Consider the following 22798-nt stretch of genomic DNA (forward strand, 5'->3'; position numbering starts at 1 on the left):
AAGAAAGGTCTTCCCGGTGCCGCGCATCAAACCACTCGATATCGCCATCGCCGGCGCCGGTCCGGCCGGACTTGCCGCCGCACTCTATTTGCATCGCGCCGGTCATCGCATCACGCTGTTTGAACGGTTTGCCGAGCCATCGCCGGTCGGATCGGGACTGATTCTGCAGCCGACCGGGCTGACGGTGCTGGATGATCTGGGCTTGTTCGAACAGATCGCCGCGCTGGGCAATCGCATCGACCGCCTGGCCGGCACCGATGCGCTCTCCGGTCGTACTGTGCTTGATGTGCGCTATTCCGCCGTCAAGGGCGGACGCTACGGCATCGCCGTGCACCGCGCCGCCTTGTTTCATGTCTTGCACGCCGCGGTGCTGCGGGCAGGCATGGCAATAGAAACCGGCATTGACATTGCAGACCTTGAACGCAGTGGCGGCAATGCCTGGCTGAAGGGCGACAGCGGGCAACGTCTGGGACCGTTCGGTCTGGTGATCGACGCCAGCGGGTCGCGCTCGCGTCTCAAGCGTCACGCCTTGCGTCCTTGCGAGAGTCGCCCGCTGCCTTACGGGGCATTCTGGGCCTCGCTTGAAAATGCAAAGGACGCCGCGCCCAACACTGCGCTGGTGCAGCGCTATCAGCGTGCGACCACCATGATCGGCGTGCTGCCCATCGGCAGGCCGGCGCCCGGGCAAGCGGACATGAGCGCATTTTTCTGGAGCACCAAACCGGACCATCTCGACGCGCTGAAACGCGCCGGCATTCAGAGCTGGAAAGACGGCATCCACCAACTCTGGCCGGAGTGCGCGCACTTTATGAATCAGATCCACGGCTTTGACGACATGACGCTGGCGCGCTACGGCCATCACACGCTGCCGGTGCCGGCCGGCGTCAATCTGGCGATCATCGGCGATGCTGCGCATTCAACCAGTCCGCAACTGGGGCAGGGCGCCAACATGGCCTTGCTGGATGCGCGGGCGCTCAGCCATGCGCTTGCGCAGGAGGCGGATGTCGGCACGGCATTGTCGCGTTACGCTGCCTCGCGACGCCGCCATGTGCGCAGCTTTCAGATGCTGTCGCTGGCCTTCACGCCCTTCTATCAATCCGATTCACGCCTCTTGCCCTGGATCAGAGATCGCCTGGTCGCGCCGCTATCGGCATTGCCGCCGGCCCCGCAAATACTGGCAGCGATGGTCGCGGGCACCTTGATTGACCCGTTCTCGCCTATCGGCCTGAAAGAGAAAATCTGGATCTGAAGATTGTTCGCCATTCCATGGCATCACCCCCAGGCAGCGCAACGGCTTCGGCCGAGTCCGAATTGTTGTACAGTCAGGCGAATAAATTTACTCAACACTGCGGCCGAGTCGCCGCCTGAGCTGATGTCCATGAACCTGCGCGCCCTCCAATGCTTCGTCGTGCTCGCCGAAGAACTCAACTTCAGCCGGGCGGCGGCACGGCTGTACATCGCGCAGCCGGCCTTGAGCCAGCAGATACGTTCGCTCGAAGAGCGCATGGGCGCGCAGCTGGTGGATCGCGGTTCGCGACCTTTGCGCCTGACCGAAGCCGGCAGTTATTTCTGCATCGAGGCGCGGCAGATTCTCAAGTCCTGCGAGCAGGCGACGCTGGGCGCGCAGGCGATTGCCTCCGGCACGCATGGCTGGCTCAACATCGGCTTCACGCGCTCGGCCATGTACAGCGTTCTGCCGCCGGCGCTCAAGGCTTTTCATGCGGCCTATCCCAAGGTCGAACTGAAGCTGCAGGAAATGCTGACCGAAGTGCAGAGCGAGGCTCTGCGCGATGCGCGGATTCACGTCGGCATCGGCCGTCAGGCGCGCAAGATGCTGGATTGCACCACCCGCCCCGTGCTGTATGAAAAGATGATGGTGGCGATGGCGCCGGAGCATGCCATGGCGCGCCGCAAGAAAGTGGCGATTGCCGATCTGGCCGAGACGCCGCTGATCACTTACTCCGGTTATCCGAGCTCACAGTTCACGCGCTTTGTCGAATCGCTGTATCTGGATGCCGGCGTCACGCCGCGCATCGCGCAGGAGTGCCATGAAATCCAGACCGCGCTGGCGCTGGTGGCCGCCGGCCTGGGCGTGGCCTTTGTCGGCGAGTCGGTCGCCATGCTGGGGCGGCCCGACATCGTCTACAAACATCTCTCCGGGCCCGGATCGGCGCAGGTGTCGACCCTGAGCGCGAGCTTTCGCAGCGATGATGCATCGCCTCATTTACAGGCCTTTCTGGAGTTCTTGCCAGAGGCCTGAAGGTCTTTGTGCACAGCCGCACAGACCGCATTGCCCGCGCACACTATAAGCAGAAGCTTATAAAAGCATAAAGAATCGCTCTTGGACGTGCGGCGATTCCCCTTCCTACAATGATCAGCATCCGCAACAAGTGTGCCGGGCCTTTGCGCTTGTACGCTGTTCTGCGGACTGCCGTTCCACGCCACATGACAATCACAAACGACGCCGGTCCGAACCGGCGCGATGGAGACAACGATGACCGAATCTATCGAAAAGACCACCATGCGCAAGGTGTTCCGGCGCCTGCTGCCGCTGCTGTTCGCGATGATGTTCTTCAACTATCTGGATCGCATCAACATCGGCTTTGCAGCGCTGGAGATGAACAAGGAACTGAGCTTCACGCCTGAGGTGTTCGGCTTCGCCGGCAGCATCTTCTTCGTCGGCTACATGCTGCTCGAAGTACCCAGCAATCTGATGCTGCACAAGGTCGGCGCGCGCCGCTGGCTGGCGCGCATTCTGATCACCTGGGGCGCCATGGCGGTCGCCAATGCCTTCGTCTTCAATGCCACCAGTTTCTATGTCGTGCGCTTCTTGCTGGGCGTGATGGAGGCCGGTTTCCTGCCCGGTGTCGCGGTGTATCTGACCAAGTGGTTTCCGGAGCGTTATCGGGCGCGCGCGGTGGGCGGCTACATCATCGCCGGTTCGTTCTCGGCGGTGCTGGGCGGCCCGCTGTCGACGGCATTGATGACCTACGGCGACGGCTATCTCGGCATGTCGGGCTGGCAGTGGATGTTCGTGCTGGAAGGTCTGCCGACCATTCTGCTCGGCCTCTACACCTGGCGCTCCATGAGCGAACGTCCGAGCGACGCCGCCTGGCTCAGCGCCGACGAACAGCGCTGGCTGGAAAGCACGCTGGAGTCCGAACGCAAGGCGCTGGGCGACGACGGCCATGTCTCGATCCGCAAGGTGGCGGGCGACCCGCGCGTCTGGAGTCTGGCGGCCCTGTTCGGCTGTGCGCTGGTCGGCATCTACGGCCTGTTCATGTGGCTGCCGCAGATCGTCAAGAATTTCGGTCAGCTCAGCAATCTGGAAGTCGGTTTTCTGTCGGCCGTGCCGCCGCTGCTGGGCGTGCTGGGCACCTTCCTCATCAGCCGCAGCGGCGAGCGCAAGAAACATCTGGCCTTCGTCTACGGCATGAGCGCCCTGGCGATCACCGGCAGCGCCTTCGCACCGACACCTATCCTGGCGTATGTGATGTTGTGCATCACCGGCCTGTTCATCTATGCCGGCAACCCGCTGTTCTGGAGTCTGGCCGCCTCGTTCCGTACCGGCGCGGCGGGCGCGGCGACCATCGCGCTGATCAACACCATTGCGCAGTTCGGTGGTCTGGTCGGCCCCTGGAGCATCGGCCTGGTGCGCGGCGCCACCGGCAGTTTCAAGTTCGCGCTGGTGACCATCGCCGCCTTTCTGGTGCTGGCCACCATCATCGCCTTGCTGATGCGGGTGAAGCCGCCTGAAGCGCGCGCTGCAAAGTTTGAGGGCGAGCACAAGGGCGTGCATAACGGTGCCTGAGTCAAGCGGGCGAGCGGGCCGGATGCATCGTTGCGGCCGGCAGCTTTGCCCACAGTTTTATCCGATCTGGAAATGAAGAGAGAAGGAATTGAGCATGATCATTGATTGCCACGGCCACTACACCACTTCGCCGCAGTCGCATCAGGACTGGCGTACGCGCCAGATCGCGGCGCTCAGGGACGGCGCATCGGCGCCGCCGCGACCGCAGATCAGCGACGATCAGATTCGCGACAGCATAGAGAGCGGCCAGCTGCGCATACAGCGCGAGCGCGGCACCGACCTCACCATCTTTTCGCCGCGTGCCGCCAGCATGGCGCATCACGAGGCCGATGCGGCGGCCAATGAAGTCTGGTCGGCCGCCTGCAACGATCTGATTCATCGCGTGTGCGGCCTGTATCCGCGCAACTTCATCGGTGTATGCCAGTTGCCGCAGGCGCCCGGCGCCGATCCGGCCGACTGCATTCCCGAGCTGCGCCGCTGCGTGGAGGAGCTGGGCTTCGTCGGCTGCAATCTGAATCCCGATCCTTCCGGCGGTCACTGGTCGGGGCCGCCGATGACCGACCGTTCCTGGTATCCCCTGTACGAGGCGCTGGTCGAGCTGGATGTGCCGGCGATGGTGCACGTCAGTTCCTCCTGCAATCCGAATTTCCATGCCACCGGTGCGCACTACATCAACGGCGACACCTCGGTCTTCATGCAGCTGCTGGAAGGCAATCTGTTTGCCGACTTCCCCACGCTCAAGCTGATCATTCCGCATGGCGGCGGCGCGGTGCCGTATCACTGGGGGCGCTATCGCGGTCTGGCGCAAGACATGAAACAGCCGCTGCTGACCGAGCATCTGCTCAACAATGTGTTCTTCGACACCTGCGTGTATCACCAGCCCGGCGCCGAATTGCTGGCCAAGGTGATCCCCGTGAAGAACATTCTGTTCGCCTCGGAAACCATAGGCGCAGTGCGCGGCATCGACCCTGAGACCGGCTTCCATTTCGACGACACGCGGCGCTATATCGACGGCATTCCCTGGCTCGATCAGCACCAGCGCGCACAGATTTTCGAGGGCAATGCGCGTGCGGTCTACGGCCGGCTTTCCAGCCAGCTGGAACGTCAGTCTGCCTTGCAGACTGCCTGATTTTTAACTTGCAGATTGAAGCTTCGATGAAAGAGGTGTGAGATGAATTCCAACGGATGGCGGCGCAATCCTTCCGCGCCGCAAGTCAGTCCCGAGCAGCTTGAGCCTTTGCGCGAGCTGGCGGTTTCGCTGCTCAGCGACAACATGGCGCGCGTCAGCGGCACGCTGGGGCTGACGCCGTATCACCGGCCCACGCCTGCGCCCATGGTCGGTACGGCGGTGACGGTGCGCACGCGCGCCGGCGACAATCTGGCGATTCATCGCGCCTTCGACTTCTGTCGGCCCGGCGACGTGCTGGTGATTGATGGCGGCGGCGAGCTTTCGCAGGCCTTGATGGGCGACATCATGGCCAGTTACGCCGCCAGCATCGGCATCGCCGGTCTGGTGATCGATGGTGCGATCCGCGATGTGGCGGAAATCCGTGTCCGCGATTTCCCGGTCTATGCGCGCGGCGTCACGCATCGCGGCCCTTACAAGAACGGCCCGGGCGAGGTCAATGTGCCGGTCACCGTGGGCGGCATGGTGGTCCATCCGGGCGACGTGATCGTCGGCGATGAAGACGGCGTGCTGGCGATTGCGCCGGACGATCTGCAACGCGTGATCGCAGCGGCGCAGAAGCAGAAGGACAAGGAGGCCGCCTCGCTGCAGGCCATCGCGGAAGGGCGTTTTGATCGCAGCTGGGTGGCGCTGCAGGAAGAAAAGATGATGGCGGGCTGAGCATGGCCCCGTCGCCGGCTTCAATTGAAGGATGCTGAAATCTCTTCGCCGTCCTGCTCTTGCGCCGCGGCCTGTGCCGCAATCCATTGCTGAAACAACTGCATGGCCGGCGACGGCTCGCGTGATCTCAGGCGGCTCAGCCAGTAGCTGCCGGTGCGCACTTCGGTCTCGAAGCAGCGCACCAGCGTGCCGTTCTGCAGCTCGCGCGCAAACATGCGCGCCGGCGCCAGCGCAATGCCGGCGCCTTGCATCGCCGCCTCCGCCATCAATCTTGAAGAATCGAATACCGGGCCGTTGACCGCGCGCGGCGTCAGTCCGGCGGCGGCATACCACTGGCTCCATTCATCGGCGCGATACGAACGCAGCAGCGTTTCCTGCGCCAGATCCTCCGGCCGGCCCAGCCTTCGGGCGATCTCGGGTGCACACAGCACCGCCAGCGGCGCGTCGAACAGACGCGTGTTGTGCAGGCCCGGCCAGTTTCCCTCGCCGAAGCGAATCGCAAAATCCAGCCCCTCCGCCGCCAGGTCCACCAGATTGTTATTGGTGAGCAAGCGCAATTCCACAAAGGGATGGGTGGCGCGAAACAGCTTCAGGCGCGGAATCAGCCAGCCGACCGCAAAGGTGCCGACCACGCCCAGCGTCAGCACCTCATGAAAACGCCCCCCTTCAAATTGCTTGAGCACGGTTTCGATGCGGCCGAAGGCTTCGCTCAGCACCGGCAGCAGCGCCTGGCCCTCGTCGGTGATGCGCAGGCCGCGCGGCAGGCGCTTGAACAGCGCGCAGCCCAGACGCTCTTCCAGCATGCGTACCTGCTGGCTGACGGCGGCCTGCGTCACATTCATTTCCTGCGCGGCGCGGGTGAAGTTAAGATGGCGGGCCGAGGATTCGAAGGCGCGCAGCGCGTTGAGCGGCAGGTGAGGACGCATACGAGACAATAGATTTTCTTTTGACGGAACCTAATTATCGTCGATTGTGGTCGAACCGGATTGCGCCTACAGTGCACTCCTGCCTTGGAGCTGCAAGCGCATACTCTTCAAGAGCGCCTGACCAAACGTAAAAGAAAGACAATAAACCTATGACCTACTTTTCCCATCGTCGTGCATTATTGCTGGCCGCTGCTGCGGCTCCTTTTTCCTTTGCCCTGGGCGTGCCGGCCCGGGCCGCTGTCCCGGCGACCGAGGCGCCTGAGAATGCCGCGCTGAGCGCCGAGTTCGCCGCGCTGGAAGGTGCCGCCGGCGATCGTCTGGGCGTATGCGCCATCAACACCGCCAACAGCACCCAGATCCGCTATCGCGCCGATGAACGTTTCGCTTTCTGCAGCACCTTCAAAGTGATGCTGGCCGGCGCGGTGCTGGCGCACAGCAATGAAGTGCCGGGCCTGCTGGCCAAGCGCATCAATTATGCGCAAGCCGATCTGGTGAATTATTCGCCGGTGTCGTCCAGGCATGTGGCCGATGGCATGACGGTGGCGGAGCTGTGCGCCGCCGCGATTCAGTACAGCGACAACAGTGCCGCCAATCTGCTCATCAAATTGCTGGGCGGGCCGGAAGAAGTGACCGAGTTTGCGCGCTCCATCGACGACCCGCAGTTCCGTCTGGATCGCTGGGAAACCGAACTCAACAGCGCCGTTCCCGGCGACCCGCGCGACACCACCACCCCGGCGGCGATGGCGCACAGCTTGCAGGCGCTGGCGGTCGGCAGCGCGCTGGCAGCGCCGCAGCGCGAGCAGTTGCAAGCCTGGCTGCGCGGCAACACGACCGGCGACAAGCGCATACGGGCAGGTTTGCCGTCCGGCTGGAAAGTGGGCGACAAGACCGGCACCGGCGACTACGGCACCACCAACGACATCGCCGTGGCATGGCCGCCGAGCGGCGCGCCGTTTGTGATCGCGCTGTATTTCACCCAGCGCGACCCGCAAGCCAAGGCGCGCGATGAAGTGCTGGCCGCCGCTGCAGGCATCATCAGCAAGGCCTGGCGCTGAGTCCGTCCTGCTTCAAACCTTGGGGAAACTCAGGAAAACTTGTCCAGCAGCCGGTAGTAAGCCACGCCGGCGGCGATGTAAAAGCGCTGCAATCCGTGCAGCGGAATCGGCTGTATGGTGCTGATGGGGAAGGGGAAAGCGCTGTCCTTCTTTTCTCCCTTGCCCGCATCGCTGCCCGGATTCGCTAGGCGCTGCGCCAGACAACGGCCCATGGTGCTGGCCATGGCGATGCCGCGGCCGTTGTAACCGAGCGCGATGGTGAGGCCGGCGGCCGGCTCATGCACATGCGGCAAGAAATCGCGGGTAATCGCCACCCGGCCGCCCCAGCGGTATTCAATATCGATCCCGGCCAGTTGCGGAAACAGCAGCGCCATCGAACGTTCCAGATGTGCAAAATCCTGCGGCCCCTGCGGATCGGCAAACGGCCCGCGCCCGCCCATCAGCAAACGGCCGGTGGCATCGCGCCGGTAATACAGCAAGAGCCGGCGCGAGTCCGACACCACTTCGCCGCCCGACAGAATGCTGGCGCCCAGTTCCGGCGGCAGCGGCGGCGTGGCGATGATGAAACTGTTGGCGGCGATCACCGATTCCTGCAGGCGCGGCCATAATTTTCCGCTGTAGCCGTTGGTGGCGATCACCATCTGGCCGGCGCTGATTTGCGGCCCCCGTGCGGTGTGTGCAATCCATTGCGTGCCTTGTCGTTCCAGTCGCGTGACCGGCGTGCGGCCGTGAATCACCACGCCGTTTTGCAGCGCCGCGCGCGCCAGTCCGCGGCAATACTTGAGCGGATGAATGCTGCCGGCACGCTGGTCGATCCAGCCGCCGACATAGCCCTTGCTGCCGATGCGCCGGGTCACGGCGGCGGCATCCAGCAATTCCACGGCAGCGCCTTGCTCGCGCCATTGCGCGGCGCGCTTTTCCAGCGTGCGCAGCACGGCTTCCGAATGCGCCACCTGTATCCAGCCCTGGCGTCGCGCATCGCAATCGATGTGGTGGCGCGCGATCAGACCGAACACCGTGTCGGCGGCCGAACCTATGGTCTGGATCAGACTTTCGGCGCGCGCCGCGCCGAACATCACCCGCAATTCATCGGGATCGTATTTGAGGCCGGGAATCACCTGCCCGCCGTTGCGGCCGGAGGCGCCCCAGCCTGGTTCGGCGGCATCCAGCACGCACACGCGGGCGCCGGCCTCGGCCAGATGCAGTGCGGTGGACAGCCCGGTAAAGCCGGCCCCGATGACGACCACGTCGTAACTGGCCGAGGCCGCGCAAGGCGGCGTCGACAAGTCCGGAGCGCCGGCGGTGGCGGCCCACAGTGAAGGGGGCAATGAAAGATCTGCGGGATGCGGTTTCATGGGGTCTCGATGTTCCGATGCTGCTGTGGCCGGCAGCGATTCATTTCGCGCTTCATTTACCGATCACGCGTCGCAGAAAGTCCTGGGTGCGTGCATGCTGCGGCGTCTCCAGCACCTGCTGTGCCGGGCCTTCTTCGACGATGGCGCCGCTGTGCAGAAAGCACACGCGGTCGGCCACTTCCTTGGCGAAGCCCATTTCATGCGTGACCACGATCATGGTCATGCCGTCGGCCGCCAGTGCGCGCATCACCGCCAGCACTTCGCCGACCAGTTCCGGATCGAGCGCCGAGGTCGGCTCATCGAACAGAATCGCCTGCGGCCGCATCGCCAGCGAGCGGGCAATCGCCACGCGCTGCTGCTGACCGCCCGAAAGCTGATGCGGATAGGACGAGGCGCGCTGCGCCAGGCCGACCTTGTCGAGCAGGGCCAGCCCGTGTTCGCGTGCAGCTGCCGGGCTTTCCTTGTTGACGAAGATCGGTCCTTCGGTGACGTTCTCCAGCACCGTGCGATGCGGGAACAGATTGAAGCGCTGGAACACCATGCCGACCCGGGTGCGCAGGCGATGGATGCTGGCGGCAGTGTTGTCGACCTTCTGGCCCTCGATCAGGATCTCGCCGGCGTCGTAGGATTCCAGCCCGTTGATACAGCGCAGCACGGTCGACTTGCCCGAGCCGGACGGCCCGATCAGGCACACCACCTGACCCTGCGCCACCTGCAGCGACACGCCCTTGAGCACTTCATGTTCGCCGAAGCTCTTGCGGATTTCGCGTACCGCGATCATTTCTTTCTCCCTTTGGCGCTGCGGATTTCCAGACGCCGGATCAGATACACCAGCGGCAGACTCAGCAGCAGATACAGCACCGCCACCATGGTGTAGACCGTCATGTTCTGGAAGGTGGACGAGGCAATCATCTGGCCGGCGCGCGTCATTTCCAGCACCGTGATGGTGGACACCAGCGACGAATCCTTGAGCATCATCACCAGCGTATTGCCGTAAGGCGGCAGCGAAATGCGGAAGGCCTGCGGCAGGATCACGCGGCGCATGATCAGCGCATTGCGCATGCCGAGCGACTGCGCCGCTTCAATCTGGCCGATATCGATGGCTTCGATGCCGGCGCGGAAATTCTCGGCCTGATAGGCGGAATAGGCGATGCCCAGCCCGATCACGCCGGCCTGAAACGCGCTCAGTTGTATGCCCATGTCGGGCAGCACGAAGTAGATGTAGAACAGCTGCACGATGATGGGCAGGCCGCGAATGATATTGACCAGCGTTGCCGCCGACCACGCCACCGAGCGCCAGCGCGACATCTTCAGCAGCGCCAGCGCCAGACCCAGCACCGAGCTGAGAATGAAGGCATACAGCGTGACTTCAATCGTCACCAGCGCGCCGCGCAGCAGGATGGGCAGGAAATCGAGCAGGGTCTGGATCAGCATGGGCGTAAGGCTTCCCGCCTGGTGGCGAATGCGGTTTCGGTGGAGGTTGAAGGTGTAGCGGTTTAGGCCAGGGTCTGCAGGTGCTGCAAGTCATGCCTTGCGTGATGCATCTTCATGCATCCGGATTGCAGCACCTGTCGGATCTTGCTCAGAGTCCGCGCGCAGAAAGGCCGCGTCTCAGTTGAGGTTCCATTGCTGGACGATGCGCGCCAGCGTGCCGTCGGCCCTGGCGGCGGCAATCGCCTTGTTGAGGCGTTCCATCAGCTTGGCGTCGCCCTTGCGGATCACCAGGCAGACGTCGCCCATCAGCGTCGATTCGTATTCCTTGACCAGCCGCACCTGCGGATTGGCGCCCTGCGCCAGCTGATACGCCACGATAGGGCGGTCGCCGAAGCCGGCCTTGATGCGGCCCAGACCACACCATCGAAATTCCCAAGAGCCCGCAAAACGGCCTGCCGACCGGCAAGCGCATTCACTGCCCGATGACGCTGACCAAGGAAATCGACAAGGCCTCGCCCAAGCTGTTCCAGGCCCTGACCTCGGGCGAGCAGATGAAGGACGTGACGCTGGAGTACTACCGCATCTCGCCCAAGGGCACCGAAGAAAAGTATTACAGCGTCAAGCTGTCCAATGCGATTGTCACCAACATGAAGGCATGGACGCCGAACTGCCTGACGCCAAGCAATCAGCAGATGGGTCATATGGAAGACATTTCGTTCACCTACGAAAAGATTTCCTGGACCTTCGAACCGGACGGCATCGAAGCCGAAGATTCCTGGCTTGCTCCGAAGTCCTGATGGACGCCGGCTCTCATGGCCGAATCCGCAACGCCAACCGCTCAGTCTGAAACTGAGCGGTTTTTTTTTCACGTCGCCATTGCGACGGCGCGCATCACCGTAAAACCTCAATAAATCTACAGTCTTCGATTTACCGCCGCGCTTTGCAACTGCTGTAATGCCCCACGTTTTCCGCGCACCACGCGTACCGCGTACTGCTCCGCGCATTTCCCGTGTATGGAAAGAGTGCTGGTATTTTAGGAATAAATCTACAGGGGAAAAAACTGTATCCTGATGCCGTTGCAGCATTTCAAAGCGGTGTGAAAGCAGGCGACCCACTTTCGACCCTCGCGTTGGAAGATGGATTTGGGCCTACACGATCTGACGATGAACTTGATTATCTGGATTTGAAAGTTGATACCGAGCGCTCGTGGCGCTACAAGCTAATACGCGAATTCATCAGCCGCAACGAAGGCCGCAACCCCAAAGTCCCCGACATCGACCAGATCGTTCCGCTGCCACCGGCAAAGCTTCCTGATTGGGACGGCACTTTCCAGTGGCAAAAGGAACAGGACGCTGCGCCGATTCCCGAAAAGCCCTCCGACGAACTGATCCAGCGTCTTTGCAAGGAAAAAAATCTCGACCCGGCTACCGGCCTGCCGCTGCCCGCGCCGGAAAAGGCGGCGCAGGAAAAACGCAAACAGGCGCGTAAAAATCTGGTCGTTGCCGCCGCCGACGCCGCTCTTGGCCGGCAGGCCGATGCGGAAGGCGAAGTCTCCCGCCGCGTCGTAGGTGCCGCAGGTCAGCAGGATGGAGGTGATGCGCTTGACCTCGCTTGGCGTGAGCACTTTGCGGGGCTCTTCCTCGTCGGGCAGTTGCATGCTGCCGTAGTTCACCAGCAGCAGCGCGGCTTTGGCCAGTTCGGCGCAGCTCATTTCGATCGAGCATTGGCGGAAGTAGGTCTGCAAGACCGTCTCCACCGGCGCATGCAGATTGCCGAAGCTCTTGATGAAATTGGCCATGGCGGCGTTGCGGAAACCGTGCGCCGCTTCCGAACGTGAGACGCGCGAGTTGAAATTGATGTCGTCGACGCCGCTGATCTGGCGGATGAAGCCGAGAATCGCCGGGTCGGGATGCGCATACTGGCTGCACAGGACGTCGGTCACCACCAGTGCGCCGGCGTTGATGAAGGGATTGCGCGGAATGCCGCGATCGCTTTCCAGTTGCACCAGCGAATTGAAGGGCGTGCCGGAAGGCTCGCGGCCGACGCGCCGCCACAGTTTGTCGCCCTGCCGGTGATACGCCATCATCAGGGTGAACAGCTTGGAAATACTCTGGATCGAAAAGCGCTCATGCGCATCGCCGCTGCAATGCGTGCTGCCGTCGGGAAAGCACAGCGCCGCACCAAGCTTGTTGCGGCTGACCCGGCCCAGCTCGGGGATGTAATCGGCGACCTTGCCCTGATGCGTCAGCGGGCGCACATCGTCGAGAATTTCACTGAGCAATGCTTCGTAGTTGATCTTCTTGTCCATCCTGCGGCGTTCCCCCGTTTATATGCAGCTGATCTGATGCGTCCTGCGCAATGGCTGTCTGCCAGCCGTGAATTTTATAGGGCTAGTCGCCCAGATCCAGCGTCTGCGCCAGCGGCACGCCTTGCGGCGGCTCGTACAGTGCAATCACCCAGGCCTGTTGCGGATTGAGGGCGGCGGCGTTGAGGGTCTTGACGACGAAATTGATCGAGGCCTGATCCAGTCCGGCAAAGGGATCGTCCAGCAGATTCAGCGTGGCGCCGGCGGCGAAGGCTGCAGCCAGCCAGACCTTGCGCTTGCTGCCGGTGGACAGCATGAAGAGCTTCTTTTCCACGTGCGGCGTCAGCGACAGGCCTTCGATCAACGCCGGCAGCCGGCTGGCGTCGAAGCCCGGGAAAGCGGCGTGTACCGAGGCGAAATATTCGGGCACATTCATCTGGTCATAGGCTTCCGAACGCAGCTCCATGCAAAAGATCTGGCGGCGATAGGCTTCGCCTTCCGTGTGCAGATCAATGCCCTTGAGTTCCAGACGGCCGGCCTGCGCCTGCATTCTGCCCGCCAGCAGTTGCAGCAGCGTGGTCTTGCCGCGGCCGTCGCCGCCTTGCACCAGCGTCACGCCGGAGGGGATATTCAGCGAGAGGTCGCTGAACAGTTCGCGCTCCGGATAGGCAAAGCTGAGGCCGGAGACTTGCAGGATGGGTGTGCTCATGAATTCGCTGCGCCAAAAAGGTGGTAAGGAAGCCGGGCGCCGATGATGGCCGGGCAGTCGCGTATTGTGCGGTTCAGGCTGCCGCCTGACAAGTTTGTGGATGCAGCAATAGCGCCGCTTGCCGGGCCGGGCATGCGAAAACAGCCATGCCGCAATGGCATGCAAGTCTTTTCAGGGAGCAAAAGCCTTGTCGGGCGCGGCTTGCGGCGCCGATGCCAAAACGGCATAAGACATTTCCATGCTGAATTTGTATATTGAAGCTCCTGAAAATCATGCCACCTGGCATACCAGCAATTGCAGCGGCGCAACTGCAGCAGCGAGAGATCGGCAAGCAAGACGAAAGCGGCGATGGAAATCAAATGGGTGGAAGACTTTTTGTCGGTGGTGGAGACGCTGAATTTCAGCCGCTCTGCACGGTTGCGCAATGTGACGCAGCCAGCCTTCGGCCGCCGCATCCGTTCGCTGGAAACCTGGCTCGGCGCCGAACTGTTCGATCGCTCCACTTATCCCTGTGTGCTGACGCCGGCCGGTGAATCCTTCGTGCCGATCGCCAGAGAAATGCAGAACCAGTCGGTGCAGGCGCGGCTGGTATTGCGCGGGCAACTGGCCGGCACCCAGGCGGCGATCCGTTTCGCCATGCCGCATACCTTGCTGCTGACCTTGTATCCGCGCCTGTTGTCGGAGATCGAGCGCGTCACCGGCGCCATGTCGACCACCGTACAGGCGACGAATGTGCATGATGCCGTGATGGCGCTGGTCGAGCGCAACTGCGATCTGCTGATCTGCTATCACCATCCGCAGCAGGGCATCGCGCTCGATCACGAACGTTACGCCATGCTGTCGCTGGGCAAGGAGCCGCTGCGGCCCTACGTCAAAGCCACGGCCAGGGGGCTGCCCAAATATGCCTTGCCCGGCACCGCTTCCGAGCCGCTGCCGTTTCTGAGTTATTCGCCGTATTCATCGCTGAGCCGCATCGTCGAGAAACAGCTCAGCGCCAGTCCGCGCGCCGTGCATCTGTTCCGCCGTTTTGAGTCGGATCTGGCCGAAGGTCTCAAAAGCATGGCGCTGGAAGGCCACGGCATTGCCTGGCTGCCGGCCAGCGCGATCACCCGCGAAGTGGCCGAGGGCAAGCTGACGCTGGCGATTGCGCCGAACGACCGCGAAGCGCTCGACGCCGCACTGTGGTGCGACGAAATGGATATCCGCGTGTATCGCCGCATCGACGATACGCGCCCCGAGCTGGATCGCATCTGGGCCTGTCTCGGCGCTCAGCATGCAGGCGGCTGAATCTGCCTGAACACTTTGCATCAACATTTGCAGTATCTGCATTCACTCACTTTGAAGAGGCCCACGTGAAGATCATCACCAACCAACAGATCAGCGAACTGGTCACCACCGAAGAGGCTGTGCTGGCCATGCGTCAGGCCTTCGCCGCCGCCGGCACCGGCGCGCAGCAGGCGCGTGTGCGCACCACGGCATCCAACGGGGTGATGCTGTCCATGATGGGTGCGGTGCTGCCGGATGAAGGCATTGCCGGCGCCAAGGTCTATACCACCATCAAGGGCGCATTCAAGTTCGTGATCGTGCTGTTCTCGACCGAGACCGGTCTGCCGCTGGCCAGCATCGAAGGCGATGCCATGACCGGCCTTCGTACTGCTGCAGCCACAGCGGTGGCCTGTGACGCGCTGGCGCGCAAGGATGCGGAAATCCTGTCGGTGATCGGCACCGGTGTTCAGGCGCGTTCGCACGTGCCGGCGCTGCTGCAGGTGCGCAAATTCAAGGAAATCCTGGTGGCGGGGCTGTCCGGTCAGCAGGCCTTCGCCGATGAAGTCGGCGCCGCCACCGGCATTCCGGTGCGCGTGGTCGAAGTCGAGGAAGCGGCGCGTCAGGCCGATGTGCTGCTCACCGTGACCCGCTCGGCCACGCCGCTGTTTTCCGGCGAGCTGTTGAAGGAAGGCGCCTTCGTCGCCGCCATCGGCGCCAGCAAGGCCACCGTGCGCGAGCTGGACGACATCGCCATCAAGCGCGCCGCTGCGCTGGTGGTGGAATGGAAGCCGCAGGCGCAACAGGAAGCCGGCGACCTGATCCAGTGCGCGCCCGGCACCTTCGACTGGGACAATGTCTGGGAGCTGGGCCAGGCCGTCGACGGCAGCATGAGCTATCAGCGCCGGGACCAGGACATCGTCATCTACAAGGCCATCGGCATCGGTCTGGAAGACGTGGCGCTGGCCGGTCTGGCGTATCGCAAGGCTTGCGTCAAATACGGTTGGTGATACGTGCGATGCAGTGAGCGATGAGACGAGCCCGGTTTCCGAACCGGGTTTTTTTATGGCGCAGTGGTTCGCGCGCATAAAATTCAGCGCACCTCGATAGCTTGAAGCGATCGGTTAGAATGCGCAAGGAAGCCGCAAAGCCACGTCCAGTATGCGTTTTGCGGATATTTAAATGATAAAAACGCATATCGGAATCGCCTTGCAGACTGACCCGCAAACCAACTCCGCGCCGGCGCGCATCGTCATTGTCGGCGGCGGCTTTACCGGCGTGGCTTATGCCATTCACTTGCTGCGTCTCAGCACGCAGCCGCTGGCGATCAGCATTGTCGAACCGGCGGCCGAACTGGCGCGCGGCATCGCCTATGGCACCGACGCGCCCGAGCACCGCATCAATGTGCCTAGCGACCGCATGAGTCTGTTCGGCAGCCATGCGACGCATGCCACCGAATGGTTTTTTGAGCAGGGCATTTTGCCGGATGCGCCCAGCACCGATGCGCGCGGCCATCATTATGTTTCGCGCGCCAGCTATGGCTTGTATGTGCAGGATATTCTTCGCCAGACGCTGGCCGCCGCCGGTGCGCGCGTGCAATGGCGCCATCTGCGCGATCAGGTGGCATCGATAGCCGCCACGCCCGAGCAGGGCAGCCGCTATCAGGTGCGATTGGCGGGCGGCGAGTGGTTGCCGGCAGATATCGTGGTGCTGGCTTTCGGTCATGCCACGCCGGCCTTGCCTTGTCCGGTGTCGTCAGCGGCACTGGCGCATCCTGGTTTCTTCCCCAATCCCTGGCAACCGAACGCGGTGTCCGGCGTCGATGCCGACGCCGATGTGCTGCTGGTCGGCACCGGGCTGACCATGGCTGACGTGTTTGTATCGTTGCTGCGCGGCGGACATCGCGGCGGCATCACGGCGATTTCGCGCCGCGGTCTGCTGTCGCATGCGCACGGGCAATTCATCGACAACATCGATTTTCTGGAGGGACAAGCCGCACCGCAAACCGCTCGTGCGCTGCTGCGCCTTATCCGCCGCCGCGTGCAGCGCGATGCGCCGGCCATGGGCTGGCATCCGGTGCTGGATTCGGTGCGCTCGCAGCTGCACAAGCTGTGGCAGGCGCTGCCGCCGGAACAACGGCGCCGCGCCGTGCGGCGGCTGTTGCCGTTCTGGGAAGTGCATCGCTTTCGCGCCGCGCCGCAAGTGCATGGCGCTGTGGCCGCGGCGCGCGACGGCGGCCGTCTGGCGGTGATCAAGGCCGGCATCGGCGGCATCGAGGTCGCGCAGCAGCGCCTGCTGTGCACCTTGCAATTGCGTGAAGGCTCAGGCGCGCCGGTGCAGCAAGGCGAACGCAAACAAGCCTTCGACGCCGTGATCCTGTGTACCGGGCCGGAAAAGAATATCGCACGCAATCCGCTGATCAGTTCCTTGCTGGACGCCGGTCTGGTGCGGCTGGACGAAGTCGGCATCGGCCTGGACGTGGATGCGCGCAGCCGCGTGCTGAACGCGCAGGGCGAAGTGGTCGAAGGTCTGTTCGCCTACGGCCCGATGACACGCGGCACCTTCGGCGAAATGACCGGCGCGCCCAATATCACGGTGCACATCGAGCAACTGCTGCGGCGGCATGATCCGCTCAGCCGCACATCGTCGCAAGATGTGCGGGAAGTCCTTGCGTGTGAATAGGAGAACGCGCAATCGAAGGCAGACCGGTTTTTTACGGCCTGCTGTTTCCGGGTATTTCGTGGTGCTCGTGACTTCTCCACATTACGCGTCACCTCTTCACGCACAGGCTTCGTCAGCCAGTGCGTCTCCTCGCATTTTCAAGATCAAGTAATTTAAACGCAAGGCTTGGCTTCAAGCCCAGACAGCAGCGATTTTCAATCGCCGGCAAGCTGCCGGCCGCCTCTTTCATCGCCTGCTCTCCGCCCGACTTCTACTCGTATTTCGCGGCCCGGCCTGAACGCATGGCAAGCGCTGCAAAGGCGAAAAAAATCATCGTATCGCCCTGCCCTCAGATGCAATCCGATGTCATGAACAAGACATATTTCTTCACTAATCTCCCCACCTTCGTTTGACCGTCGCCTCTCGACACCGGGGCATTGCGGCATTTCGGCAGAGACAGATGCCGACCAATCGATCGCCAGATATTTTTAAAACAGGGGATTACCAGACATGCAGTTCAAATCATCCAGCGTCGCCATCGGCGCCGCCGTCGCAGCGCTCTTCATGTCCGCCAACGTGGCGGCACAGACCAATGTCACTATCTACGGTATCGTCGATGCCGGCCTCGAAGTCATCAATCACGCCGCCAGCACCGGTTCGAATCTGGCGCGCATCAGCTCCGGCAATCTGTCCGGTTCGCGCATCGGCTTTCGCGGCACGGAAGAACTGGGCGGCGGTCTGCAAGCGGTATTCGTGCTGGAAAACGGCTTCTCGGTCGATAACGGTTCGGCGCTGCAAAGCAATCGCCTGTTCGGCCGTCAATCGTATGTCGGTCTGCAAGGCAGCTGGGGCAGCCTGCTGGTCGGGCGTCAGAACAGCCTGATGCTGGAATGGATGAGCAAGTACAACACCATGGACAACGCCACCTGGTCGTCCAAGGTGCATGACGCGGCATTCTCCGATCGTATCGACAACGCCATCAAGTACACCGGCAAGGTCGGCGCCTTCGAACTGTCGACCTATTACAGCACCGGCTTCGACTCCACCAAGGGCGGCGAAGTGGCCGGCAGCACGGCCGCCGGCCGCGAATACGGTTTCGGCGGTCAATATTCCGGCGGCGCCTTCAAGGCGGCCCTGGTGTACGACCAGAAGAACGGCCAGACCGCCGCGCTGTCGGGCAACACCGACAAGCACCTGACTTTCGGTGCACGCTACAAGTTCGGCGACGCCGAAGTGCTGGGCGGCTATCTGGTGCGTCGCCAGAACACCGCGCCCTCCACCAACATCCGCAGCGACGTCAGCTGGATCGGCATGAGCTATCAGGTGTCGGCGCCGCTGCAACTGAGCGCCTCGCTGTATCACACCGACGTCAAGAATTCGAATCAGGATCCGAGCTCCATCATCACCATGGTCAAGTATTCCCTGTCCAAGCGCACCGACCTGTATCTGATCAATTCCTACGTGCAGAACAAGAACGGTTCGAACCTGGGCGTCAACGGTTTCGGTTCCGACGTGGTGGCCGGGCAGAACCAGTTCGGCACTATGGCCGGCATCCGTCACACTTTCTGATCAGCGCGCAATGACTGATTTGTTCGATCAAAAGCGCAGCGGCACCTCGATCACGATTGAGCGGCTGAGCCAGCGTTTCGGGCAAAACACCGTGCTCGACGGCATCGAAGTGCAACTCGATGCCGGTCAGGTGCTGGCCCTGCTGGGGCCTTCGGGTTGCGGCAAGACCACCCTGCTGAAACTGATCGCCGGCCTGCTGCCGGTGGAAAAAGGGCAGGGCCGCATTCTGCTGGGCGACACGCTGGTGGCCGGCGACGGCCATTTTGCGCCGCCCGAGGCGCGCGGTCTCGGCATGGTGTTTCAGGACTACGCGCTGTGGCCGCACATGAACGTCGGCCGCAACGTTTCCTTCGCGCTGGAGATGCGCGGCATGGGCCGCAAGCAGGCCATGCTGCGGGTGGCGCAGGCGCTGGAAATCGTCGGTCTGAAGGGCTATGAAGCGCGTAATCCTTCCAGCCTCTCGGGCGGTCAGCAGCAGCGTGTGGCGCTGGCGCGCGCCATCGTGGCGCGGCCGCAAGTGCTGCTGTTCGATGAGCCCTTGTCCAACCTCGACCGCGATCTGCGCGAAAGCCTGTGCCATGAAATCGGCGCCTTGCTGCGCGAAATGGGCACCACCGCCGTCTACGTCACGCACGATCAGGAAGAAGCCTTCGCGCTGGCCGACCGCATCGCCGTGATGCAGGGCGGACATATCCGGCAGCTGGCGACGCCGGAGCTGCTGATCAGCGAACCGGCCAGCGTGCTGGTCGCCGAGTTTCTCAAGCTGGGCACCTTGCTGGAGGCCCGGCATGTGCCGCCTTCATGGCATCCGCTGATTGCGCCGGTCGTCAATCCGCAGCATCTGTTCATTCCGCAATCCGCACTCTCGTTTGCACACGGCCAGGCCGCGAATCACGATCTCAGCCCGGAAACCCGGCAACTGCTGATGAGCGAACTGCGCGGAGAAGTGGTGGCGCAGCGCTTCCGCCATGGCCGCTTCATTACCCAGGTACGCACCACTGCTGCCCCGGAGGGGCTGGTGCTGGCCACCGATGCCCGTCTGCAGACCGGTCAGATCATCGATCTCGCGCTCGACTGGCAACGCTTGCGCTGGCTGCCGCAGGCGGCGTGAAGCCGGCTCAGATATTCCGGCGGGCCTCGGCCGGCCGTCATCCATCAAGACAGGAATTGTCATGCTGAAAAAATTTCCCTTGCTCGCACTGAGCACCTGCGCGGCGCTCTGCGCCGTCTGGACTCCGGCGGCGCAGGCACTGACGGTGTACAGCGCCGGTCCCGGCAAACTGATAGAAACGCTGGCCGCCGATTTCAAGGCCGCCAGCGGCATCAGCGTTGAGGTGTTCCAGGCCGATACCGGCAAGGTCATGGCGCGTCTGCAGGCGGAGTCGACCAACCCGCGCGCCGACGTGCTCATCTCGGCCTCGTGGGACAGCGCCCAGGATCTCGACAAGCGCGGCTGGCTGCTGCCGTATCAGAGCCCCAACGCAGCGCAGGTGCCGGCACGCTACAAGCAGCCGGCCTACGTGGCGCAAGGTTTGTCGGCGCTCTCCATTGTCTGGAACAGCAAGAGCGGCACGCCGCGTCCCTCCGACTGGAACGATCTGACCCAGCCGGCGTTCAAGGACAAGGTCACCATGCCCGATCCGGCGCAATCCGGCGCTTCGCTGGATCTGCTGTCCGGTCTGCAAAGCCGCCAGAGCGACCGCGCCTGGCAGTTGTTTGCTGCGCTCAAGAATAATGGCATGGTGATTGCAGGCCCGAATGCGCAAGCCATGAATCCGGTGCTGCAGGGCGCCAGGGCGGCGGTGTTCGGCGCCGTCGATTATGTGGCGCTGGGCAATCAGGCCAAGGGTGAAAGCATAGAAGTCATCTTCCCGAAAAGCGGCACAGTGATCGCGCCGCGGCCGATGATGATCCTGAAATCGTCGAAGCTGCAGGACGATGCCCGCAAGTTCATCGACTACGTGTTGTCGCCGCAGGGCCAGGCACGCGTGGCAGAGGCCTATCTGATTCCGGCGCGCGCCGATATCGCCATCAAGCGCACCGCCCTGAAAGACATCAAGCTCTTGCCCGAGCCGACCGATGATGCCGGCTATGCCTCGCGCGCCGCGCTGCTGCATCGTTTCTCAACCCTGTTCGGACGCAAGTAAATCGTGTTGGCAAGAAATGGATTGCCGCTGCTGGCCGGCGGCGCGACGGCGGTATTGCTGGTGGTAGTGGCGCTGCCGCTGGGCTTCGTGTTGCTGCAGGCGATTTTCCCGGGCTTGTCGGACGGCTCGCTGGCGGCGCCGCTGTCGCATCTGGGCGCCATCTTCAGCGATCCGGACATGCTGGGGCTGACCTTCAACACCCTGCGTCTGGGTGGCTGCGTGGTCTTGCTGAGCGCCGCTATCGGTATTCCGCTGGGGGCCTTGCGTGGTCTGTTCAAATTGCCGCTGGCGCCGCTCTGGGATTTGCTGTTGCTGGTGCCATTCATGATTCCGCCGTATATCGCAGCGCTGGGCTGGATCATGCAATTGCAGCCCAAGGGCTATGTTGAACAGCTGCTGGGCCTGCACGCGGCAGGCTTTCTGTTTTCCTTCAGCGGCGTGGTGTTCGTGATGACGCTGAATGTCTTTCCGGTGGTGTATTTCGCCGTGTCGCGCAGCATCGCCACCTCCGGTTCGCGGCTGGCCGACGTCGGCCGCGTGTGCGGCGGTTCGCCCTGGCAATGCTTCTTCCGCATCACCTTGCCGCTGGCCACGCCGGGCATTGCCGCCAGCCTGTTGCTGGTATTTGCCATGGCCATCGAGGAATACGGCACGCCGGCGGCGCTGGCTGCCAACGCCGGATTCTTCGTGCTGGTGACCGGCATCGAGCGGCGTTTTTCGGACTGGCCCATCGATCTGCCCGGCGCCTCCACCTTGTCGGTGGTGCTGGTGCTGCTGGCCATGACGGCGTTCTGGCTGCAGCGCCGGATTCAGGGCCGCCATGTCTACGAAACGCTCAACGGCAAGCCGGGCGACGTCAGCCTGCGTTCGCTGGGCGTTTGGCGCTGGCCGGTGTGTTTGCTGTTTGCGCTGGTGACCGGCGTCTCCACCGTGGCGCCGATCTTTTCGATCACCGTGACCGCGTTCATGCGCACCTTGTCCGGCGGTCTGCATGCCGACAATCTGTCGCTGATCAACTTCAATACCATTCTCGGGGGCGACGCAGGGGCCTTGCACGCATTGGCCACCAGCCTGGCGCTGGGGGGCGCTACCGCTTTGATCACGGGCGTGATCGGGCTGCTGGTGGCCTATTGTGTGGTGAAGACCAGAATACGCGGCCGCGTGCTGCTGGATGCCTTGTCCATCATGCCCAATACCTTGCCGGGCATCGTGGTCGGCGTCGGCCTGATCCTGGCGTGGAACCAGAAGTTCTGGCCTGTCACGCCTTACAACACCTGGGGCATTTTGCTGCTGGCGTATTGCTGCCTGCTGTTGCCTTATCCGGTGCGTTACGCCAGCGCCGCTTTCGCCCAGATCGGCGACAACATGGAAGCCGCCGCGCGCGTGCACGGCGCCAGCCTGCGTCAAAGTCTGTTGCGGATTCTGCTGCCCTTGTTGTTTCCGAGTCTGCTGGCGGCGATGCTGCTGGTGTTCGCCGTGGCCTCGCGTGAACTGGTGGCGTCCTTGCTGCTGGCGCCGACCGGCGTACAGACCGCCTCGCTGTTCATCTGGCGTCAGTTCGAGCAGGGTTCGGTCGGGCAAGGCATGGCGATGAGCGTGGTGACCATCCTGATGACGACCACCGTGATGGTGGCGGTGACCTGGTGGCGGCAGCGCAAGTGATCTGAAGGCAGAGAGAGCACAGTGCGCGGGGGTGTAGCCATTCATCCGCTGCCTC

The 22798-nt window shown here is 62.8% G+C and carries 18 protein-coding genes and 4 pseudogenes; 15 read left to right on the forward strand and 7 right to left on the reverse strand.

Annotated elements, in window-relative coordinates; genetic code table 11:
• Positions 1–16: 16 nt before the first annotated feature.
• From PQR62_RS21245 to PQR62_RS21265, 5 genes are all read left to right on the forward strand, one after another.
• Positions 17–1249, forward strand: coding sequence for an FAD-dependent oxidoreductase (locus PQR62_RS21245; RefSeq protein ID WP_408160031.1), 1233 nt, complete (start codon positions 17–19; stop codon positions 1247–1249).
• 129 nt (positions 1250–1378) lie between these two features.
• On the forward strand, positions 1379–2260 hold the full coding sequence (locus tag PQR62_RS21250; RefSeq protein WP_408160032.1) for a LysR family transcriptional regulator: 882 nt from the start codon (positions 1379–1381) through the stop codon (positions 2258–2260).
• A gap of 234 nt (positions 2261–2494) precedes the next feature.
• On the forward strand, positions 2495–3811 hold the full coding sequence (locus tag PQR62_RS21255; RefSeq protein WP_408160033.1) for an MFS transporter: 1317 nt from the start codon (positions 2495–2497) through the stop codon (positions 3809–3811).
• Positions 3812–3905: 94 nt separating this feature from the next.
• Entirely contained in the window at positions 3906–4940 is a 1035-nt protein-coding gene (locus tag PQR62_RS21260) for an amidohydrolase family protein (protein ID WP_408160034.1), read from the forward strand.
• A 42-nt stretch (positions 4941–4982) separates the two neighbouring features.
• Entirely contained in the window at positions 4983–5657 is a 675-nt protein-coding gene (locus tag PQR62_RS21265; RefSeq protein ID WP_408160035.1) for an RraA family protein, read from the forward strand.
• A gap of 20 nt (positions 5658–5677) precedes the next feature.
• Here PQR62_RS21265 and PQR62_RS21270 read toward each other — a convergent pair whose 3' ends face one another.
• Positions 5678–6583 (reverse strand): LysR substrate-binding domain-containing protein, encoded by a 906-nt coding sequence (locus PQR62_RS21270; protein ID WP_408160036.1) that lies wholly within the window; start codon positions 6581–6583, stop codon positions 5678–5680.
• 149 nt (positions 6584–6732) lie between these two features.
• On the opposite strand from PQR62_RS21270, the gene bla reads away from it, so the two are divergent.
• Positions 6733–7638, forward strand: a complete 906-nt coding sequence (gene bla / locus PQR62_RS21275) for a class A beta-lactamase (RefSeq protein WP_408160038.1) — start codon at positions 6733–6735, stop codon at positions 7636–7638.
• A 29-nt stretch (positions 7639–7667) separates the two neighbouring features.
• Here the strand turns inward: bla and PQR62_RS21280 are convergent, their stop codons facing one another.
• The 4 genes and pseudogenes from PQR62_RS21280 to PQR62_RS21295 all read right to left on the reverse strand — a co-directional run.
• Entirely contained in the window at positions 7668–8993 is a 1326-nt protein-coding gene (locus tag PQR62_RS21280; RefSeq protein WP_408160039.1) for an NAD(P)/FAD-dependent oxidoreductase, read from the reverse strand.
• A 52-nt stretch (positions 8994–9045) separates the two neighbouring features.
• Complete coding sequence (locus PQR62_RS21285; protein ID WP_408160040.1) at positions 9046–9774, reverse strand: amino acid ABC transporter ATP-binding protein; 729 nt, start codon at positions 9772–9774, stop codon at positions 9046–9048.
• Positions 9771–10427 carry an ectoine/hydroxyectoine ABC transporter permease subunit EhuD gene (gene ehuD, locus PQR62_RS21290; RefSeq protein WP_408160041.1) on the reverse strand — a complete coding sequence of 219 codons (657 nt, stop codon included), beginning with the start codon at positions 10425–10427 and terminating at the stop codon, positions 9771–9773. The genes PQR62_RS21285 and ehuD overlap by 4 nt, the downstream gene beginning before the upstream one ends.
• Positions 10428–10604: 177 nt before the next feature.
• Positions 10605–10841: pseudogene (locus tag PQR62_RS21295) on the reverse strand (substrate-binding periplasmic protein); the annotation flags it as partial.
• On the opposite strand from PQR62_RS21295, the pseudogene PQR62_RS21300 reads away from it, so the two are divergent.
• Together PQR62_RS21300 and PQR62_RS21305 are read left to right on the forward strand one after the other, a co-directional pair.
• A pseudogene (locus PQR62_RS21300) lies at positions 10841–11224 on the forward strand (Hcp family type VI secretion system effector); the annotation flags it as partial. The pseudogenes PQR62_RS21295 and PQR62_RS21300 overlap by 1 nt on opposite strands.
• 299 nt (positions 11225–11523) lie before the next feature.
• A pseudogene (locus PQR62_RS21305) lies at positions 11524–11808 on the forward strand (DUF6396 domain-containing protein); the annotation flags it as partial.
• A gap of 180 nt (positions 11809–11988) precedes the next feature.
• Here PQR62_RS21305 and glsA read toward each other — a convergent pair.
• Together glsA and PQR62_RS21315 are read right to left on the reverse strand one after the other, a co-directional pair.
• Positions 11989–12735 (reverse strand): annotated as a pseudogene (gene glsA / locus PQR62_RS21310) (glutaminase A); the annotation flags it as partial.
• A gap of 82 nt (positions 12736–12817) precedes the next feature.
• Positions 12818–13441 carry an ABC transporter ATP-binding protein gene (locus PQR62_RS21315; protein WP_408160042.1) on the reverse strand — a complete coding sequence of 208 codons (624 nt, stop codon included), beginning with the start codon at positions 13439–13441 and terminating at the stop codon, positions 12818–12820.
• A gap of 348 nt (positions 13442–13789) precedes the next feature.
• Between PQR62_RS21315 and PQR62_RS21320 the strand changes: the two genes are divergently transcribed.
• From PQR62_RS21320 to PQR62_RS21350, 7 genes are all read left to right on the forward strand, one after another.
• Positions 13790–14728 carry a LysR substrate-binding domain-containing protein gene (locus PQR62_RS21320; RefSeq protein WP_408160043.1) on the forward strand — a complete coding sequence of 313 codons (939 nt, stop codon included), beginning with the start codon at positions 13790–13792 and terminating at the stop codon, positions 14726–14728.
• 65 nt (positions 14729–14793) lie between these two features.
• On the forward strand, positions 14794–15714 hold the full coding sequence (locus tag PQR62_RS21325; RefSeq protein WP_408160044.1) for an ornithine cyclodeaminase family protein: 921 nt from the start codon (positions 14794–14796) through the stop codon (positions 15712–15714).
• A gap of 172 nt (positions 15715–15886) precedes the next feature.
• Complete coding sequence (locus tag PQR62_RS21330; protein WP_408160045.1) at positions 15887–17386, forward strand: FAD/NAD(P)-binding protein; 1500 nt, start codon at positions 15887–15889, stop codon at positions 17384–17386.
• A gap of 489 nt (positions 17387–17875) precedes the next feature.
• Positions 17876–18934 (forward strand): porin, encoded by a 1059-nt coding sequence (locus PQR62_RS21335; protein ID WP_408160046.1) that lies wholly within the window; start codon positions 17876–17878, stop codon positions 18932–18934.
• Between the two features lie 10 nt (positions 18935–18944).
• Positions 18945–20045 (forward strand): ABC transporter ATP-binding protein, encoded by a 1101-nt coding sequence (locus PQR62_RS21340; RefSeq protein ID WP_408160047.1) that lies wholly within the window; start codon positions 18945–18947, stop codon positions 20043–20045.
• A 61-nt stretch (positions 20046–20106) separates the two neighbouring features.
• On the forward strand, positions 20107–21081 hold the full coding sequence (locus PQR62_RS21345; RefSeq protein WP_408160048.1) for an ABC transporter substrate-binding protein: 975 nt from the start codon (positions 20107–20109) through the stop codon (positions 21079–21081).
• A gap of 3 nt (positions 21082–21084) precedes the next feature.
• Positions 21085–22743 (forward strand): ABC transporter permease, encoded by a 1659-nt coding sequence (locus tag PQR62_RS21350; protein ID WP_408160049.1) that lies wholly within the window; start codon positions 21085–21087, stop codon positions 22741–22743.
• The last annotated feature ends 55 nt before the right edge of the window (positions 22744–22798 follow it).

This window comes from Herbaspirillum lusitanum (assembly GCF_046025995.1).
Classification (GTDB): Bacteria; Pseudomonadota; Gammaproteobacteria; order Burkholderiales; family Burkholderiaceae_D; genus Herbaspirillum; species Herbaspirillum lusitanum_A.